The sequence below is a fragment of the Corynebacterium sp. CQ3829_602738 genome (assembly GCF_054478435.1).
On the sequence record NZ_CM137003.1, the window covers coordinates 1,663,639 to 1,677,741 of the forward strand.

At 68.1% G+C, this 14,103-nt stretch carries 11 protein-coding genes; all 11 read right to left on the reverse strand.

Annotated features, from left to right (window positions below; genetic code table 11):
• Positions 1-2: 2 nt before the first annotated feature.
• A complete protein-coding gene (murC, locus tag ACX1NL_RS08025; RefSeq protein WP_458897829.1) occupies positions 3-1,424 on the reverse strand; it encodes a UDP-N-acetylmuramate--L-alanine ligase in 1,422 nt (473 codons plus the stop codon).
• Positions 1,421-2,503, reverse strand: a complete 1,083-nt coding sequence (gene murG / locus ACX1NL_RS08030) for an undecaprenyldiphospho-muramoylpentapeptide beta-N-acetylglucosaminyltransferase (protein ID WP_458897830.1) — start codon at positions 2,501-2,503, stop codon at positions 1,421-1,423. Before murG ends, murC begins: the two co-directional genes overlap by 4 nt.
• Before the next feature lie 7 nt (positions 2,504-2,510).
• Positions 2,511-3,911, reverse strand: a complete 1,401-nt coding sequence (locus ACX1NL_RS08035) for an FtsW/RodA/SpoVE family cell cycle protein (protein ID WP_458897831.1) — start codon at positions 3,909-3,911, stop codon at positions 2,511-2,513.
• Positions 3,912-3,962: 51 nt separating this feature from the next.
• Complete coding sequence (murD, locus tag ACX1NL_RS08040; protein ID WP_458897832.1) at positions 3,963-5,387, reverse strand: UDP-N-acetylmuramoyl-L-alanine--D-glutamate ligase; 1,425 nt, start codon at positions 5,385-5,387, stop codon at positions 3,963-3,965.
• Complete coding sequence (gene mraY, locus ACX1NL_RS08045; protein WP_458897833.1) at positions 5,363-6,463, reverse strand: phospho-N-acetylmuramoyl-pentapeptide-transferase; 1,101 nt, start codon at positions 6,461-6,463, stop codon at positions 5,363-5,365. Before mraY ends, murD begins: the two co-directional genes overlap by 25 nt.
• Positions 6,464-6,500: 37 nt before the next feature.
• Positions 6,501-8,021 (reverse strand): UDP-N-acetylmuramoyl-tripeptide--D-alanyl-D-alanine ligase, encoded by a 1,521-nt coding sequence (locus ACX1NL_RS08050; RefSeq protein WP_458897834.1) that lies wholly within the window; start codon positions 8,019-8,021, stop codon positions 6,501-6,503.
• Positions 8,018-9,502 carry a UDP-N-acetylmuramoyl-L-alanyl-D-glutamate--2,6-diaminopimelate ligase gene (locus tag ACX1NL_RS08055; protein ID WP_458897835.1) on the reverse strand — a complete coding sequence of 495 codons (1,485 nt, stop codon included), beginning with the start codon at positions 9,500-9,502 and terminating at the stop codon, positions 8,018-8,020. The genes ACX1NL_RS08050 and ACX1NL_RS08055 overlap by 4 nt, the downstream gene beginning before the upstream one ends.
• Before the next feature lie 21 nt (positions 9,503-9,523).
• Positions 9,524-11,413 (reverse strand): peptidoglycan D,D-transpeptidase FtsI family protein, encoded by a 1,890-nt coding sequence (locus ACX1NL_RS08060; RefSeq protein WP_458897836.1) that lies wholly within the window; start codon positions 11,411-11,413, stop codon positions 9,524-9,526.
• A gap of 178 nt (positions 11,414-11,591) precedes the next feature.
• Positions 11,592-12,284: a hypothetical protein gene (locus ACX1NL_RS08065; protein WP_458897837.1), complete on the reverse strand. Its 693-nt coding sequence runs from the start codon at positions 12,282-12,284 to the stop codon at positions 11,592-11,594.
• 21 nt (positions 12,285-12,305) lie between these two features.
• Positions 12,306-13,319, reverse strand: coding sequence for a 16S rRNA (cytosine(1402)-N(4))-methyltransferase RsmH (rsmH, locus tag ACX1NL_RS08070; protein WP_458897838.1), 1,014 nt, complete (start codon positions 13,317-13,319; stop codon positions 12,306-12,308).
• A 190-nt stretch (positions 13,320-13,509) separates the two neighbouring features.
• Positions 13,510-13,944, reverse strand: coding sequence for a division/cell wall cluster transcriptional repressor MraZ (mraZ, locus tag ACX1NL_RS08075; protein ID WP_171192781.1), 435 nt, complete (start codon positions 13,942-13,944; stop codon positions 13,510-13,512).
• Positions 13,945-14,103 lie beyond the last annotated feature (159 nt).

A 14,103-nucleotide genomic window follows, 5' to 3' on the forward strand; every position in this document is an offset into this window, starting at 1 on the left:
CTTTACGCCTCCTGCAGGGCGGCGAGGATCTCGTCCGCCAGCATGGTCACGCTGCCCGCGCCCATAGTGAGCACGAGGTCGCCCGGCTTCGCCACCGACGCCACGGTCGCAGGCGCCGCGGAGAAGTCCGGCTCCACACGTACCGGCGCGGTCATCTTTTCGGCGATGATCCGGGAGGTCACGCCTTCCACCGGCGTTTCCCGGGCGCCGTAGATGTCCAGCAGCACGCATTCGTCGCTAAGCGAAAGCGCTTCGGCGAACTCGCCGGCGAACTCCTGGGTGCGCGAGTACAGGTGCGGCTGGAAGCAGACGACGACGCGGGCGCCGTTGCCCTCGGCGGCGACCTTGTCGCGCGCGGCGGTGAGCACGGCGGCGACCTCCGTCGGGTGGTGGGCGTAGTCGTCGTAGACGCGGGTGCCGCCCACCTCTCCCTTGAACTCGAAGCGGCGGCGCACGCCGGTGAACTCGCTGAGCCCCTGGGCGAGCTTCGCCGGGGCGGCGCCCACGAGCACGCCGGACAGCAGCGCGGCCGCCGAGTTGAGCACCATGTGGCGGCCCGGGATCGCCAGCGTGTACATCACGTCGCCGGAGATCCGGTCGGTGCGCAGCTGCGCCTCCACCACGGCGCGCTCGCCCTCCTGGCGCTCGCCGGTGATCACCGCGGCCGCCGGGATCTTCGGGTGCCGGGCGGCGGCCTCGGCGGTGCCGTAGCCGGAGACGGTCAAGCCGCGCTCGAGAGCGCGCTCGCCGCAGGCGGCGGCGTTGTCGTCGTCGAGGCAGACCACCACGTGCTTGGCAATGTCCGCGAATTCGTCGAAGACCTGGAAGTACTTCTCGCGGGTGCCGTAAAAGTCCAGGTGGTCGGGCTCAATGTTGGTGATCACTGCGACGTCCGGCGAGTAGCGCAAAAACGAGGCGTCGGACTCGTCGGCCTCCGCCACGAACACGTCGCCGTGGCCGTGGTGCGCATTGGTGCCGGCGCGGTTGAGCTGGCCGCCGATGGCGAACGAGGGGTCCTCCCCCGCCGCCTGCAGCGCCACCACCGCCATCGACGTCGTGGACGTCTTGCCGTGCGTGCCCGCGAGCAGCAGCTGGGTCGAGCCATCCATCAGCTCCGCCAGCAGGTCGGAGCGGCGCAGCAGCGGAATGCCTTCACGCTTGGCGCGCACCAGCTCAGGGTTGTCCTGCGGGATGGCGGCGAAACTGGTCACCACGGCGGTGGGCAGCTCCCCGGACAGCTCCAGGTTGGCCTCGTCGTGCCCGAGAGCGACCTTGGCACCCTTGGCTTTCAGCGCGCGCACGGGGCGGGAATCCTTGGCGTCGGAGCCGGTCACGGTCGCGCCGCGGTCCAGCAGGATGTGCGCCACGCCGGACATGCCGGACCCGCCGATGCCGATGAGGTGGACGCGGGAGAGATCTGTCATTTTGTGTCCTTTCCAGCAGCCGCGGCGATGCGCGCGGCAAGGTCCTCGGCAACGCTGCCTGCGCCGGTGTCCTCGAGCGTCGCGCGCATCGTCGCGCGTGCGTCGGGGTCCTTTAGGGGCAGCAGCTTCTCGACGAGCACGTCGCCGCTCAGCGCCGCATCGTCGATACGCAGGGCCGCCCCGGCATCGACGAGGTGGGCCGAGTTGAGCCCCTGCTCGCCGTTGCCGTGTGGCAGGGGGATGTAGATGGCGGGGAGGCCGGCGGCGGAGTTCTCGGCGACCGTCATCGCGCCGGAGCGGCACACCACCACGTCGGCGACGGCGTAGGCGGCCTCCATGTCGTCGATGTACGGCACGGCCGTGTAGTGGTCGTGGCCCGCCGGCGCGTCGTTTTTGCGGCCGTAGGCGTGCAGGATTTGGTACCCCGCGCCGGTGAGACGCTCCACCGCGTCGGCCAGGGCCGCGTTGATGCTCACCGCGCCTTGGGAGCCGCCGGTGACCAGGATGGTCGGGCGGTCCTCCTGCAAGTTCCACATGCGCAGGCCCCGCTCGCGCTTCGCGCCGTCCGGGTCCACGCCCACGCCGGGGCGCACCGGCACGCCGACGACCTCGCCGTCCATGCCGGAGTTGGGCACCGCATTAAACCCGGTGCCGCCGAGTTTCACGCCCAGCTTGTTGGCCATGCCGGCCAGCGCGTTGGTTTCCAGCACGAAAAACGGCAGTCCCAGCTGCTTCGCGGCCAGGTACGCCGGGCCGGAGACATAGCCGCCGGTGCCAAAGACAACACTCGCGCCGCTGCGCTTCATCGCCTGCTTGGCCTGGCGCACGCTGCGCGCCAGCTTGAACGGCACGGACGCGAGCTTCCACGGCTTCTTGCGCGGGATCGGCACAGGGTCGATCAGGGAAAGCTCGAACCCGCGGGCCGGCACGATGGTGGTTTCCAGTCCACGCTCCGTGCCCAGGGCGACGACGTTGGCCCCGTAGGCCTCGCGAAGCACCTCCGCGACTGCGAGTGCGGGCTCGATGTGGCCCGCGGTGCCGCCGCCTGCGATGACGACGCTGAAGTTTTCGGTAGTCATAGCTCTCCTAACGGCGCGGGGTCCGGCGGTGCGGCTGCCTATGGTAGGCCGCTGCGACCGGCTGGGTCACCGGCGTGCCGTAGCGCTCGCGGCGCGGCGCGGCAGCCGGAGCCGGGCGGCGCTGCTTGAGCGCGCGGGGCTCGGCGATGAAGAAGATGCGGTCGAACACGGGGCGGCCGTAGTTCTGCATGGACGAAATCGCGTCCGGCTCGTGGCGCGCAACTGAGGCCAGCACGCCCATCGCGCCGAGGGTGAACACGGCCGAGGAGCCGCCGGCGGACAGCATGGGCAGCTGGATGCCGGTCACCGGCAGAAGGCCCACCACGTAGGCCATGTTGATGAAAGCCTGGGAGACCACCGTGGCGGTCAGGGACGCAGCCATGAGCGTCTGGTACTGCGTCTGCGCGCGCAGCGCGGTGCGCATGCCGAAGAAGCCCAGCAGCGCGAACAGGGTGATGACCAGCGCGCCGCCCCACAGACCGAGCTCCTCGCCGATGACGGCGAAGATGAAGTCGTTGCGCGCCTCCGGCAGGTAGAACCACTTCGCGCGGGACTGGCCCAGGCCCACGCCGAAAATGTGGCCGTCCGCCAGTGAGAGGAAGCCCTGGTGGGACTGGAACGCGATGCCCTGCGTATCATCGAAGTGGCCGCGCAACGCGTCGAAGTAGACGTGGAAGCGGTCAGAGCGGAAGCTGCCGGAGAGGAAGATCACCACCAGGGCCACCAGGCCCGAGGCCACGACGACGCCCACGGCCTTCAGGGACACGCCGGCAAAGAGCAGGATGAACGCCACCACGACGGCGAGCGACAGCGCCATGCCCATGTCTCCCTGCATGGCGATCAGCCCGACGCAGATGATGGAAACGGTGAGGAACGCGGCGAATCCGTTGTTCGGTGTGCTCAGGCGGCGCGGGTCCTTGTTGGACAGGATCTTCGCGCCCCACATAGATATGGCCACGCGCGCGAACTCGGAGGGCTGCAGGCGAAGCGGGCCGGCCACCAGCCAGGACTGCGAGCCCACCTCTGCGCGGCCAGTGCCCAGCGGCGTGAGCACGGCGATCAGCAGCAGGACCGCAATGATCATCAGCCAGTTGCTCAGGCCCCGCAGCCGCTCCGGCGGGGTCTTCAGCGCCGCCCAGAACGCGATGAGGCCGAGCACGACCATCACGAACTGGCGCGCCGCCAGCGACCACACGCTCGCGCTCGCGGCGAACGAGGTCGCCATTGACGAGCTCATCACCATGACCACGCCGAGGCCGGCGAGGAAGAGCACGATGCTGCGGATCATGGTGTAGTCGATCAGCGGCCGGGAGTCGAGCGCCTCCTGGATGCGCCTGACCCCTGCACTGAGCTTCGATGGGGCGTCCGGCCGTGGTGCGCGTTGCCGGGGTGCGCGTTGAACCGTCATGCTGCCCTTTCGATTGGAACCGCGGAAGAAAACCTCAACCTTGAGTTGAGCTTACTTGTTGTGCGGGTTCCAGTGTCGCATTGCGGCGGCCGCGAATGCGTCGCCACGCGCAGACATGCCGGAAAACATGTCCAAGCTCGCCGCGGCGGGCGCCAAAAGCACGGTGTCCCCCGGCTGCGCTTGCGTGGCCGCCCACGCGACGACCTCGTCCATCGCCTGCTCCGGGTCCTGCGCGTCGGAGACGAACACGGGCACCTCCGGCACGACCTGCTCGAGCGAGGTGCGGATCAGCTCCCGGTCCACGCCCAGAAGCGCCACCGCGCGGAACTGCGTGGCGTGCGCCTTGACCACGGCGTCCACGGACGCGCCCTTGAGCTGCCCGCCGGCGACCCACACCACGGTGCCAGCGCCGGTGAGCGCCGAATCCGCCGCGTGCGGGTTGGTGGCCTTGGAGTTGTCCACCCAATCCACCCCGCCGCCGGAGTGCACGACCGCACCACGGTGGCCCTCCACCTGGTACGCGTCCAGCGCACGTTGGATGTGCTGAGGGCTGGCACCCTGGGTCAGCGCGACCGCGGTGGCGGCCAGCGCGTCCAGCACACCTGCGGCACCGGCGGGCTCGATGCCGTCGGCCGATGCGACGTCCACAGACTTCCCGCCAAGCTTTGCGACGATGCGTCCGCCCGACACACCAACCTGGCCGTCCGCCGGCTCGCCGAGCGTGAACCCGACGATGTCCTCGCGCCCCGTGCCGGCGGCGATGCGGGCGACCTCGGTGTCGTCGATGCCCGCCACCGCTACCGGCGCCTTGAGCACCTTCGCCTTGGCCGCGGCGTACTCGGCGAAACTGCCATGCCAGTCGATGTGGTCGTCCGCCAGGTTCAACAGCACGCCCGCATCGGGCACGAGCTGGGACGACCAGTGCAGCTGGAAGCTGGAAAGCTCGGCCACCAGCACGTCCAAACGCTCCGGCGCGAGCATCGCCTCCCCCACCGCGACGCCGATGTTGCCGCAGGCGCCGGCGCGCAGGCCGGTGTCGTTGCCGGCCTCGATCATCATCTGCGCGAGCATGCCGGTGGTGGTGGTTTTGCCGTTCGTGCCGGTGACCACCAGCCAGGTGCGGGGTTTGCCGAACACTCCGGCGCGGTCCAGGCGGAAGCACAGCTCGACGTCGCCGATGACGTCGATGCCGGCGGATGCGGCGTCGACAAGCAAAGGCGTGTCCGGCCGCCACCCGGGCGAGGTGACCACAAGGCCGACCTCGCCGAAGCGGGCGCGGGCCTCGTCGCCGGTGCAGGTGTCGTAGCCGGCTGCCTCGGCGCGGGCGCGGCCGTCCTCGTTGTCGTCCACGATGGTGAAGCGGGCGCCGGCGCGCTCAAGCAGCTGCGCCGCACCGAGGCCAGACACGCCGGCGCCGGCGACCAGGGTGTAGTCCGGCAGGATCGAATGCGTCACAGGTTCGCCCCGTTCAGCCATTCGCCGTAGAACACAGCCAGGCCGAGCATGAACGCCATGGCGGAGATGATCCAGAACCGCACCACAACGGTGGTTTCGTGCCAGCCGCCGTTTTCAAAGTGGTGGTGGAACGGCGCCATGCGGAACACGCGCTTGCCGGTGGACTTAAACGACACCACCTGAATGACCACCGAGAGCGCTTCGAGCACGAACAGCGCGCCGATGATGATCATCAGCAGCTCCGTGCGCGAACCCACGGACAGGCCAGCCACCAGGCCGCCGAGTGCGAGCGAGCCGGTGTCGCCCATGAAGATCTTCGCAGGTGCTGCGTTCCACCAGAGGAAGCCCACGCAGGCGCCAAAGCCGGCGGAGGCCAGGATGGCCAGGTCCAGCGGGTCGCGGACGCTGTAGCAGCCGGCGGCAGCCACGGCCTCGCAGGAGTTGCGGAACTGCCAGAAGGTGATGCCGACGTACGCGGCCATCACCAGGGCGGTGGTGCCGGAGGCGAGCCCGTCCAGCCCGTCGGTGAGGTTCACCGCGTTCGACCACGCGGCCAGCAAGATGTAGATGAAGATGAGGAAGAACACCGTGCCGATGGTCCCGCCGCCGAAGGTCAGGTCGATCGTCTCGATGTCGCGCACGAAGCTTAGAAACTGCGAGCCCGGGGTCAGCCCGTTGTCGTCCGGGAAGCGCAGGATGAGCACGCCGAAGATCAGCGAGATGGCCAACTGTGCCAACAGTTTCGCAGTCTTGTTCAGGCCCAGGTTGCGCTGCATGAACAGCTTGATGCCGTCGTCCGCAAAGCCGACCAGGCCCAACGACAGGGTGAGAAACAGCACGATCAGGCCGGTGGCGGTGAACGCTGCGTGACCTGTGATCAGGGCGACGAGGCTGCCGCCGAGGTAGCCCATGGTGATGCCGGCGAGGATGGCGATGCCGCCCATCGTCGGGGTGCCGCGTTTGCGGGCGTGGGACGCCGGACCATCCTCGCGGATCTCCTGGCCCATGGCCCGCCGGTTGAAGTACCGGATAAGCGCTGGGGTGAGGAAGATCGAAACCAAAAAGCTGATGATTCCGGCGCAGATAACTTGAACCATGGAAGTTGTACCTTGCTATTTCTCTACGTCGCGTGGTCTACCTAAGCGTATGCCCTTGCAGGAGCGCTTCAGCCACCACCCACAGCCGGGCGGCGTTGGAGGCCTTGACCAGCACAACATCCCGGTCTGCGCGCTCGCGCCAATTGTCCTCCCCCGCAGGCGCGGACGCCAACAGCTCGCGCACGGCCTGCGCGGCCTCGTCGGTGTCGGCGACTGCGGTGGTGCGGATGCCCTGGTCTTCGGCGCGCTGGGTCAGCGCGGCCATTGCATCGGACTTGCCGACGGCCACAAGGTGCGTCACCCGGTAGCGCGCCAGTTCGTCGGCGAGCAGCGCATGCTCCTGCGTGGCGCCCGCGCCGAGCTCGCTCATCTCGCCGAGCACAGCCACAGAGCGCACTCCCGGGCGGGCGGCGGCGGTGTAGCCAAGCGCCGCGATGGCCGCGCGCATGGATTCGGGGTTGGCGTTGTAGGCGTCGTTGATCACGGTCACGCCGTCGGCGCGCGTGTTCACGTCCATGCGGTTGACGGACACCGAGCTGGCCGCGGACAGCGCCTCAGCCACGGCGGACGCGTCCATGCCCAACTCCGTGCCCACGGCCGCCGCGGCGAGCGCGTTGCCCACCTGGTGCGCGCCGAACACGCCGAGCGTGACGCGCTGCGGCTCGCCGTCCGGGGTGTGCATAGTGAAGGACGCCCGCGCCACCGCGTCCAGCTCAACGCCCGTGGCGTAGTAGTCCGCGGACGTGTTGCCGGATTCGGAGAACGTGACCACGCGCGCGTTGGTGCGCGGCGCCATGCCGGCTACCAGTTCGTCGTCCGCGTTGAGCACGGCGACGCCGCTCTGCGGCAGCGCCTCCACCAGCTCGCCCTTGGCCTTCGCGATGTTTTCGCGGGAGCCGAATTCGCCGATGTGCGCGGAGCCGACGTTGAGCACCACGCCGATTTTCGGCGGTGCGATAGTGGCCAGGTGAGCGATGTGGCCGATGCCGCGGGCGGACATCTCCGCGACCAAGAAGTCTGTGTCTTCGGTGCAGCGCAGCACCGTGTACGGGTGGCCGATCTCGTTGTTGAAGCTGCCCGGGGGCGCCACCGTCTCGCCTGCGCGCGAGAGCACCGCGGCGATGAGGTCCTTCGTGGACGTCTTGCCCGCAGAGCCCGTCACGCCCACGATGGTCAGCCCGTGATTGTTTGTCAGCTCGCGGGCGACGGCGGAAGCGAGCTTGGACATGCCGTCCACCACGCCCGCGGCGGAGCCGTCCGGGTCGTTCGCGGCCAGGTCCGAGTTGTCGCCTTCGCGGGGCGGAAGCTTCTCGACGATCACCGCTGGCCGGCCCACCTCACGCGTGGTCAGCGACGCGGCAGCGCCAGCCTCGGCGGCCTTGTCCACGAAGTCGTGCCCGTCCACGCGCGCGCCCGGGAAGGCCACGAAGAGCCCGCCGGGGCCGATCTTGCGGGAATCGAACTCCACGAACCCGGTCACGTGCGTGTCCGGGTCGGCCTCGGGGCTTAGGCGCCCGCCGGTGATCTCGGCGATGCGCGCCAGCGTCATGTCGATCATGCTCGAGATTGCCTTTCTGTGATTGCCCTGCGCATCTCTTCGCGGTCGTCGAAGTGCAGCTTCTCGGTGCCCACGAGCTGGCCAACCTCGTGGCCTTTGCCCACCACGATCACGGCGTCGCCGGGACGCGCCCACTCGACGAGCGCGTCGATGGCTTTGCCGCGGGAGCCGACCTCGACGATCTCGGCGCCGGTGCCGGCCTCGCAGGCGCCCGCGAGCACCGCGGCGCGGATGGCGGCGGGGTCCTCGGTGCGCGGGTTGTCGTCGGTGACCACCACGAAGTCCGCGCCCTTGGCGGCCTCGGCGCCCATCAGTGGGCGCTTGGAGGAATCGCGGTCGCCGCCCGCGCCGACGGCCACGCCGATGCGGCCTTCCACCTGGCCGCGCAGGGTGGCCAGCACCGCGCCGATGGCGGCCGGTTTGTGGGCGTAGTCCACGACGGCGACAAAGGGCTGGCCTTCGTCGATACGCTCCATGCGCCCCGGCACCGCCGCCTGCTCCAGGCCGTGCAAGAACGCCTCCAGCTCCACGCCCGCAGTCTGGGCGACAGCCGCGGCGAGGGCGGCGTTGGCCACGTTGAACGCGCCCGGCATCGGCAGTGTGAACTCGTGGGATTCGTCGGCGGTGAGCTGGATACGTTGGCGGCCTTGGTCGTCGATACGCACAAGCTCCGCGGTCACATCAGCGCCCTTGGTGGTTGCGACGGTGACCGGCGCCTCGGCGAGTTCGGCCATGCGCTCGCCCCACTCGTCGTCGACGCAGATGACGCTGCGGTTGGCGCGCAGCTCGCTCGCCGGGTCGAAGAACAGCGCTTTGGCCTGGAAGTAATCCTCCATGGTCAGGTGGAAATCCAGGTGGTCCTGCGAGAGGTTGGTGAACGCGGCGACGTCGAAGTCGGAGCCGGTGACGCGCCCCAGCATCAGCGCGTGCGAGGAAACTTCCATGACCACGTGCGTGACGCCTTCGTCGCGCATCTGCGCGAACAGCCGCTGCAGCATCGGCGCCTCGGGCGTGGTCAGCTCCGTGGCCACGTCGCGGCCCATGATCTTCGTGCCGGTCGTGCCGATCAGCCCCACCTTGCAGCCTGCTGCGGTGAGCCCTTTCTCCAGCATGTAGGTGGTTGTGGTCTTACCGGACGTGCCGGTCACGCCAAGGAGCATGAAGCTTTGCGACGGGTGCCCGTACACCTCAGCCGCCACATGGCCCAAAATTGCCCGCACATCCTCGACCACCAGCACCGGGCGGCGGTCGGCCGTCTGCTGGATAATCGCCAGCCCGGCTTCGTCGGTAAGTATCGCGCCGGCGGCTGAGTCGAACGCGTAGGTCGCGCCGTGCACCCGGGTGCCGGGCAGCGCGGCGAACAGGCCGCCGGGCTCGACGTTTTGCGAGTCCAGGCCGATGAAGGTCACCGGCGCGTCCGCGCTCGGCGGGTTGACGATGCGCGCGCCGGCGATGTCGGCGAGATGCTGCAAGCTTGTCATAGGTGAGTCCTCCATCTGTATCTACTGGCCCTGCAACGGATACGGCTCTGCCGGCGGGCTCAGCGGCACGTTCTCACGGTTGAGCAGCCAACCCGAAATCTGCTTGAAAATCGGGGCCGCGGACTGCCCGCCGTTGCCGCCCTCGAGCACGCCGCGCTGCGGCTCGTCCAGCATGACGGCGACGACGAAGCGCGGGTCGTCCGCGGGCGCGACGCCGGCGAAGGTGATCCAGTAGGCGCTGTTGGAATACGCGCCGGTGTCCGGGTTGACCTTCTGGGCCGTGCCGGTCTTGCCGGAGAACTGGTAGCCCTCCAGGTTGTTGCCCTGGGCGGTGCCGTTGTTGACGCCGGCCGGGTCCTCCTGGAACGCGGCGCGGAACATGTCCAGCGTGGTGCGCGCAGCCTCCTCGCTGATCACGCGTGTGCGCTGCGGCTCCTCCTGCGCGATCTCCTCTCCGTCCGGGCCCGTGATCTTGTGGATGATGCGCGGCTGGATCCGCTCGCCCTCGTTCGCGATGGTCTGGAACACCCCGGCCATCTGCAGGGTGGTCCAGCTCATGCCCTGACCGATGGGCAGGTTGGCAAACGTGCCGCCGGACCACTGCTCAAGGACCGGAAGCAGGCCAGAGGACTCGTTGGGCAACTCAATGCCGGTGCCCTGGCCGATGCCGAAGCGGTTCAGGTAATCCCAGAACCGCTCCTCCCCCAGGCGCTGGGCCAACTGGAGCGTGCCCACGTTGGAGGACATACCGAAGATGCCGGCGGTGGTGTACGGCATTACACCGTGTTCCCACGCGTCGCGCACCGTGACGCCCGCCATGTCGATGGAGCCGGGCACCTGGTGCACCTCGAACGGGTCGGTCAGCCCCTGGTCGATCGCCGCGGCCGCGGTGATCACCTTCGCCACCGAGCCGGGCTCGAAGGGGTGCGACACGCTCGGGTTTTCAAAGTCCTTGCCCTGCTTGACCTGCTGGTCCACGTTGCCGTTCGGGTTGATCGTGTCGGTGTTGGCCATTGCCAGCACCTCGCCGGTGTGGGCGTCCATCACCACGGCCTGGGCTTCTTTGGCCAGGGAGTTGGCCTTGGCCTGCTCCAGGGTCTGCTGGACGTAGGTCTGCAGATCCAGGTCGATGGTCAGCTCGATCTGGGCGCCGCCGACGGACGGAACGACGTCGCGAAGCGAGCCCGGAATGGACTGGCCGTTCGCGGAAACGTCCTCGGTGGAGCGGCCGTCGATGCCCGTGAGATCCGCGTCGCGGGAAGCTTCCATGCCGAACTGGCCCTGGCCGTCCATGGACACCTTGCCGATGATGTTCTCGCCGACCGCGCCGTTCGGGTACTGGCGGATGTCCTGGTGGTCCGCCGCGATGCCGTGGAACGCATCCGCGACGGTGGCGGCCACATCCGGATCGACGTTGCGCACCAGCACCTCATAACTGGTGTCGGCGTGCAGCTTGTCCAGGATCTCCTTGGCGCTGACCTGTCCGACCTTGGTGGTCGGCTCGCCGGTGGCGGTATTCGCTGGCGCGTCGCGCACCACTTCCCCGTCGCCGATCATGCCCGGGATCTCGTTGGCCATCGTGCGCAGCTGGTCCTCCACGCGGGCATCGACCTGGGCGGCGATCTCCTCCGGGGACATGCCATCCACACGCATCTCAAGTTCCTGCTGTTCCTTGAGCTCCTTGCGCAGCTGCACCGGAGACACCGTCAAAGAGCGCGCCTGCATGGTGTATGCCATCTTGTTGCCGTCGCGGTCCACGATCTCGCCGCGGCGCGCGCGGTCCACATAGGTGCGGCTGCGTTGATCGTTGGCCTGCTCGCGCAGTTCGTCGCCGATGATCACCTGCACCCAAAACAGGCGTCCAATAAGCAAGGCCGCCACCGCCAAGAAAGCGATAGCAAGCCAATACACGCGCGTACCCGTGATCTGCTTTTGGGAAGCCGGCGCTGGCTTCTCTGGCCTTACCTGCGCGTTAGCGTGAGTGCGTGGCACTGCTCACCTCCCATATCCACTGGCTGGTACCCGCCGTTTTGTCGACAACCATCATGCCCCGCCCCCGGGCAGATACCTAGGTGCGCCACGCCCTCCGCTACGGCCGGGCCGCAACGTTGGCCTGGTACGGCGCCAAATTGTCAAGGCGCGGAGCGTTCGCGGCGCGTCCCGGACGCTGAGTCAGAGCGTCTTCCAGCTCCTTCGTCGCGCGGTTGTCCGACGAGGCGCGGGAGGTGGGGCTTCCCTCTCCGTTGACATCCACCAGCTTGGTGGCCGACTCCGGGTTGTAGGGGCGCTGTTCCTCAGCGTGGCCCTCCTCGTTCACCGCAATCACGCCCGGCTCACCAGCAAGGACCATTCCCATCGAGTCCGCCCGCTGCGCGAGCGCCGCCGAGGAACGGCGGTCCTCCAAGTCGCGATTGAGGGACTCGACCTCGTTGGACAGCTCCTGCTCACGCGCCTGTAGCTTCTGGATCGCAAACGTCTGCGTAGTTGCGATACCGGACAAGATCATTGCCGCGGCGATGCCAACCACCAGCAGCGGCAACGCAATCTGGGATAGCGAGGAAAACTTGGAACGCGCCTTCGTGGTGGCCACGCGGCGCCCGCGGACGGACACCACCTGATTCGACCCCAGGCGGCCCCGGGACTTCGGGTACTCCACGTGCGGCTTCACACCCGGCATGGTGCGCACGCGGTTGGCCGGGTGCTCAGTGCGGCGCGGGGTGCGGCCCTGTGTGCGGCTCTGGTTACGGGTCAGCGTTGCCGATCTCGTTGCTCGTGCGGCCATGGTGTCCGTCCTTTGTCGGGCTTAGTGGGTGGGCTGGGAGGGGCTGAGTTTTTCAATGCAACGCACCCTCACGGGTGCGGCGCGGGGATTGCGTTCGATCTCCTCCGCCGGAGCTTTCTCCGCGCCGCGAGTGACGGTGCGGAACTCCGGCTCGGTGCCCGGCAGGTCCATCGGCAGGCCAGCCGGGGTCTTGGAGGTGGTGAGCTCGTTGAACGCGGCTTTGACGATCTTGTCTTCCAGGGACTGGTAGCTCATGAACATCGCGCGCCCGCCGACACCGAGCAGGTCGGTGATCACGGGCACGACGTTTTCCACCGCCTCGAGCTCGCGGTTGACCTCGATGCGCAGCGCCTGGAACGTGCGCTTGGCGGGGTGTCCGCCGGTGCGGCGGGTCGCCGCCGGGATGGTGGCATAAAGCAGCTCCACCAGACGCGCGGCGCGGTCGAAGGGCTCGCGCTCGCGCTCCGCGATCACGGCGGAGGCGATCTTGCCGGCGAAACGCTCGTCGCCGTAGGTCTTCAAAATCCGGGCGAGGTCGCCGTGGCTGTAGGTGTTGAGCACCTCGGCCGCGGTGATGCCTTGGGTCTGATCCATGCGCATGTCCAGCGGGGCGTCGCCCCGGTAGGAAAAGCCGCGCTCTTCCTGGTCCAGCTGCATGGACGACACGCCCAGGTCGAACAGCGCGCCCGCGATGCCGTGCTCGCGGGCCGTGTCGAAGATGTCGCCGGTGTTGTCCGCCACCGCCTCGTCGACGTGGTCGAAGCGGCACTGCACTGCGGTGAAGCGGTCGCCGAAGGGCGCCAAGCGCTGCTGCGCCTGACGCAGCGCGTTCGGGTCCCGGTCCACGCCGATCACGCGGGCGTTGGGAAACACGGTGAGGAAGTGCTCGGTGTGGCCGCCGGCGCCAAGCGTGCCGTCGATAAGCACCGCATTTGCGCCGAACTTCTCGACGCTGGGAACGAGCAGTTCAGCCATGCGTTCGCGCATGACGGGGACGTGACCGTGCGGGTCGTCAGCGAGCGTGAAGTTCGCCATGCCATGCCCTCCGTGTCCCTTTAGTGTCCCAAGCTCGTGCGGTGTGTCAGCGATGTCAGCGCGGGGAGCGCATAGAGCCCTGCCCGGGGCGGCTGTTCTGATGTCGGGGAAGTACACCAGAACGCTTCACGCCCCGGACAGAGTCCGTACACGCTCTCCGTAGTCGATGCCTGCTGCCGGGTAGTCAGCCCTACAGCAGACCGGAGAGAATGTCGTCGTCATCCGCCGCGGAGAACGCGGCTTCAGTCTCTTCTTGATACTTATTCCAGGACTCGAGGTCCCAGATCTCGAGAAAATCCACCGAACCGATGACCACGCACTCCTTGGAAAGGTTTGCGTACTCCCGGTGCGCCGGGGACAGGGTGATTCGCCCAGACCCGTCAAGCGTTTGCTCATCCGCGCTGGCAGCCAGGTTGCGGATGAACGCGCGCGCCTTGGGGTTTGTGCGGGATGCCGCTGCGGCCTTGCGGGCGCGGGCGGCGAACTCGTCACGCGGGTACACCGCAAGCGAGTGGTCCTGCCCCTTGGTCACCATCAACCCGTCCGCAAGATCCTCACGGAACTTCGCGGGGAGCGTCAGGCGACCTTTGTCGTCGAGCTTGGGAGTGTAGGTTCCCAGAAACATCCGGCGACCTACCTTCCTTCACTTTCTGACGTTGGCTGTGAAATTTTCTCGGCTTCGTTCCACACCGCGCACGTAGTCAAGATGCGCGCCACGTCACTCCGCTGAGCCCCACTTTAACCCACTTTCCCCCACAAACGCCACACTTCGGCAGTTTTTTGT

Bases quoted from the DNA above. Each gene is read 5' to 3' on its own strand.
- murG (WP_458897830.1), bottom strand. From the start codon at position 2,503: ATGACTACCGAAAACTTCAGCGTCGTCATCGCAGGCGGCGGCACCGCG.
- ACX1NL_RS08050 (WP_458897834.1), bottom strand. From the start codon at position 8,021: ATGATCGACATGACGCTGGCGCGCATCGCCGAGATCACCGGCGGGCGC.
- rsmH (WP_458897838.1), bottom strand. From the start codon at position 13,319: ATGGCGAACTTCACGCTCGCTGACGACCCGCACGGTCACGTCCCCGTC.
- murC (WP_458897829.1), bottom strand. From the start codon at position 1,424: ATGACAGATCTCTCCCGCGTCCACCTCATCGGCATCGGCGGGTCCGGC.
- ACX1NL_RS08065 (WP_458897837.1), bottom strand. From the start codon at position 12,284: ATGGCCGCACGAGCAACGAGATCGGCAACGCTGACCCGTAACCAGAGC.
- ACX1NL_RS08035 (WP_458897831.1), bottom strand. From the start codon at position 3,911: ATGACGGTTCAACGCGCACCCCGGCAACGCGCACCACGGCCGGACGCC.
- ACX1NL_RS08055 (WP_458897835.1), bottom strand. From the start codon at position 9,502: ATGACAAGCTTGCAGCATCTCGCCGACATCGCCGGCGCGCGCATCGTC.
- mraZ (WP_171192781.1), bottom strand. From the start codon at position 13,944: ATGTTTCTGGGAACCTACACTCCCAAGCTCGACGACAAAGGTCGCCTG.
- mraY (WP_458897833.1), bottom strand. From the start codon at position 6,463: ATGGTTCAAGTTATCTGCGCCGGAATCATCAGCTTTTTGGTTTCGATC.
- murD (WP_458897832.1), bottom strand. From the start codon at position 5,387: ATGGCTGAACGGGGCGAACCTGTGACGCATTCGATCCTGCCGGACTAC.